At 68.6% G+C, this 3,161-nt stretch carries 3 protein-coding genes; all 3 read left to right on the top strand.

Translation table 11 applies throughout. The features are described from left to right. Positions 1-128: 128 nt before the first annotated feature. The gene (locus tag A5691_RS02060; RefSeq protein WP_067755609.1) at positions 129-2,147 is read left to right on the top strand and encodes a thiamine pyrophosphate-dependent enzyme; all 2,019 of its coding nucleotides are present in this window, start codon (positions 129-131) and stop codon (positions 2,145-2,147) included. Next, a complete protein-coding gene (locus A5691_RS02055) occupies positions 2,144-2,377 on the top strand; it encodes a lipoyl domain-containing protein (RefSeq protein ID WP_082950093.1) in 234 nt (77 codons plus the stop codon). The genes A5691_RS02060 and A5691_RS02055 overlap by 4 nt, the downstream gene beginning before the upstream one ends. Next, positions 2,374-3,161 (top strand): enoyl-CoA hydratase/isomerase family protein (locus A5691_RS02050; RefSeq protein ID WP_067755603.1); only part of this gene is annotated, 788 nt, incomplete at its 3' end. The genes A5691_RS02055 and A5691_RS02050, both read left to right, overlap by 4 nt.

The raw sequence follows: 3,161 nt of genomic DNA, 5'->3' as shown, positions 1-3,161 counted from the left end.
GGCTGGTCGATCGGGCATCGCGGTCGAAGCTCTCCTCACTGGCACTTGGCGCCATCGGACGACTGAACAAATATCGTCATATTGTATTGTATGCTCGTTGGCGGAGTGCGCATCGCAAAGGAGTGGTGATGGCCACGCAGGTAGACGTCGGTACCCGGCCCCTGAGCAGCGACCGGGCCGTCGCGTTGTACCGCCTCATGAGCAAGGTGCACCACAGCGACCAGCGCGTCCGAAAAGGGTTGTCGTCCGGGGAAATCGCGATGAGCTATTGGCCGGTGGACGGTCAGGAGGCGATGTCGGCCGGGGCCGCGCTCGCCCTGTCAAGTGCGGACCAACTGGTCACCACCTATCGCGGGCTGGGCGACGTCGTGGCCAAGGGCGTCGACCTGACCGCGTACTTCGCCGAGATACTGGGCCGCGGCACCGGCCTGTCGAAGGGCAAGGCCGGCGCGATGGGCATCTACGACCCCGAGCATGGCATCGCCTGGACCACCGGCATCGTGGGCGCCGGCCCCCTGATCGCGAACGGGATCGCGCTGGCGGAGGCCGTCAAGGGCAGTGACCGCGTGGTACTGGTCAGCTTCGGCGACGGGGCGACCAGCATCGGTTACGTCCACGAGGCCATGAACATGGCTGCGCTATGGGCGCTTCCGGTGGTGTTCTTCTGCCAGAACAACGCGTGGGCCGAATGCACGCCGGTGGCCGGTTACACCCGCACGGCGCGATTGTCCGACCGGGCCGCGGGTTATGCGATGCCCGGCGTCACGATCGACGGCACGGACCCGCACGCGGTGTACCAGGCAGTGGCCGAGGCGGCCGAGCGCGCACGGTCCGGGGGCGGGCCGTCGTTCGTCGAAGCGGTCGCCTACCGCCTGCAGGGGCACTACTTCGGCGACCAGATGCCCTACGCCGACCCCGACGAGCTGGCCGCCAAGCGCGCCGACCCGCCCTTCGCGCGGTATCGGCGGCGGCTCATCGACGAGGGTTTGGCGCATGACGTCGACCTGGACCGGATCGACGCCGACTTGGTTGCCGAGATCGACGCGGCCTTCGCCGCCGCCCGCGACGCCGAGCCCCCCGCCGACGACGAACTGACCCGCGACGTGTTTGCCGCCCACGGCAGCGAGCTTGCGGCACCGGCGACAAAGCGCGCCGCGATGCCCCAGGGCGAAACCGAGACCCTCGGCCTGGTGCAGGCGATCCACCGCACGCTGGATCGCGCGATGGCGGCCAACGATTCGATCGTGCTGCTCGGCGAGGACATCGCCGACCCGTCGGGCGGCATGTTCAAGATCACCGCGGGGTTGTCGACGAAATACGGCGCCCAGCGGGTGCGCGACACCCCGATCGCGGAGTCCTCGATCATCGGCGCCGCGGTGGGCGCGGCCCTGGGTGGTCTGCGGCCGGTGGCGGAGCTGATGTTCATGGACTTCCTCGGCGTGGCCATGGACCAGATCGCCAATCACGCGGCCAAGATCCGCTACATGTCCGGCGGACGGCAGGGCGCTCCGGTTGTCATCCGCGCCATGGTGGGCACGGCGGCCGGCCCGCAGCACTCCCAGGCCTTCGAGGCCTGGGCGATGCACACACCCGGCATCAAGGTCGTGTGGCCCAGCACCGCCGCCGACGCTGTCGGGCTGCTCAACGCCTGCCTGGCCGAGGACGATCCCTGCCTGTTCATCGAGTCGATGAAGCTCTATTACGGCGGCGGCAAGGGGCCCGTGCCGACGGACGACTACGTGATCCCGCTCGGCCAGGCCGACGTCAAACGCGCCGGCGCCGACGTCACGATCTGCACCTACGGCAGCTTGGTGCACGCCGCCCTGGCCGCCGCCGAACAGCTTGCCGCCGAAGGCGTTTCGGTGGAGGTGGTCGACCTGCGCTCCCTGGTGCCGTTGGATCTGGCCACCGTTTTCGACTCCGTCCGCAAAACCGGGCGCCTGGTCGTCGCTCACGAGTCCGTCGGGTTCTGCGGCCCGGGAGCCGAAATCGCCGCGGCCGTCGGGACGGAGCTCTTCGGCGAGCTGTCGGCCCCGATCCAGCGCGTGGGCGGAACGTACACGCCCGTCCCGCGGGCGGCGACGCTGGAAGCCGCCTGCCGCCCGGACACGGCGCGGCTCGTCGAAGCGGTCAGGAGGATCGCGTGATCCAGGTGCGGATGCCGAAGCCGGGCGACGCGATCACGGAAGCGGAGGTGACGGAGCTCTACGTGGCGGACGGCGCGCATGTCTCCGAGGGCGATCCCCTTTACCAGATCGCCACCGACAAGGTCGAGATGGACATCGAGGCGCCGGCCAGCGGCGTTGTGACGTGGAAGGTCAGCGCCGGGGCAAGCTATGACGTCGGTGAACTGCTCGCCGTGATCGAGGCGCAGTGAACGCCCTACCGGATTCCGTCGACGTCGACCTCTGTGCGTCGGAGCTCGAGGGCAGGATCGACGGCGACACCCTGACCGTCACCATCAACCGGCCGGAGAAGAAAAACGCCGTCACCGCCGACGGCTATCACGGGATCAAACGGGCCGCGATGATCGTCGCCGACGAACCGGACCTGAACTTCCTGGTGATCACCGGCACGGGCGACGTGTTCTGTGCGGGCGGCGACATGAACGCGGTGCAGAATCCGGATCGCCGGTGGGACGCGTTCACCGAGTCCTATGACGGAACACCGTTCGAAACGCTGGGCAAGATACCGAAACTCGTGGTCTGCGCCGTCAACGGCATCGCCATGGGGGGCGGCTTGGTGATGACGTTGTTCGCCGATCTCGTCGTCGCCTCCGATCGCGCCCGGTTCCGGGTCCCGGATCTCACCCGTGGCGTGTACGAGGCGTTCGTCGCCGCTCGACTACCGCACCGACTGGGCACGCTGCGGGCCAATCACCTGATCTACGGCAATGATTGGGTCGACGCGCAGGAGGCCGAGCGACTCGGTCTGGTCGGCAAAGTCGTTGCGCACGACTCGCTGCGCGCGGAGGTCGATGCCTTGCTCGAGCGAGTCCGGAAGACCGGACCCGCCGCGCGCGCGGCCGTCAAGAGGGAAATGGCGCGAGCGCTGCCACCCGTCGACGTGACGGGCTACTGGTCGTCGATCGGAACCGCCGAACAGATCGAGGCCTTCACGGCGTTCCTGCAGAAGCGATCTCCGGCTTGGGCGGTCAGCCG

The organism is Mycobacterium sp. E183, from assembly GCF_001667735.1.
GTDB lineage: Bacteria > Actinomycetota > Actinomycetes > Mycobacteriales > Mycobacteriaceae > Mycobacterium.
The sequence above is the reverse complement of the archived record's forward strand: the minus strand, read 5'-3'. Positions and strand labels throughout refer to the sequence as shown.

Bases quoted from the DNA above. Each gene is read 5' to 3' on its own strand.
- A5691_RS02060 (WP_067755609.1), top strand. From the start codon at position 129: ATGGCCACGCAGGTAGACGTCGGTACCCGGCCCCTGAGCAGCGACCGG.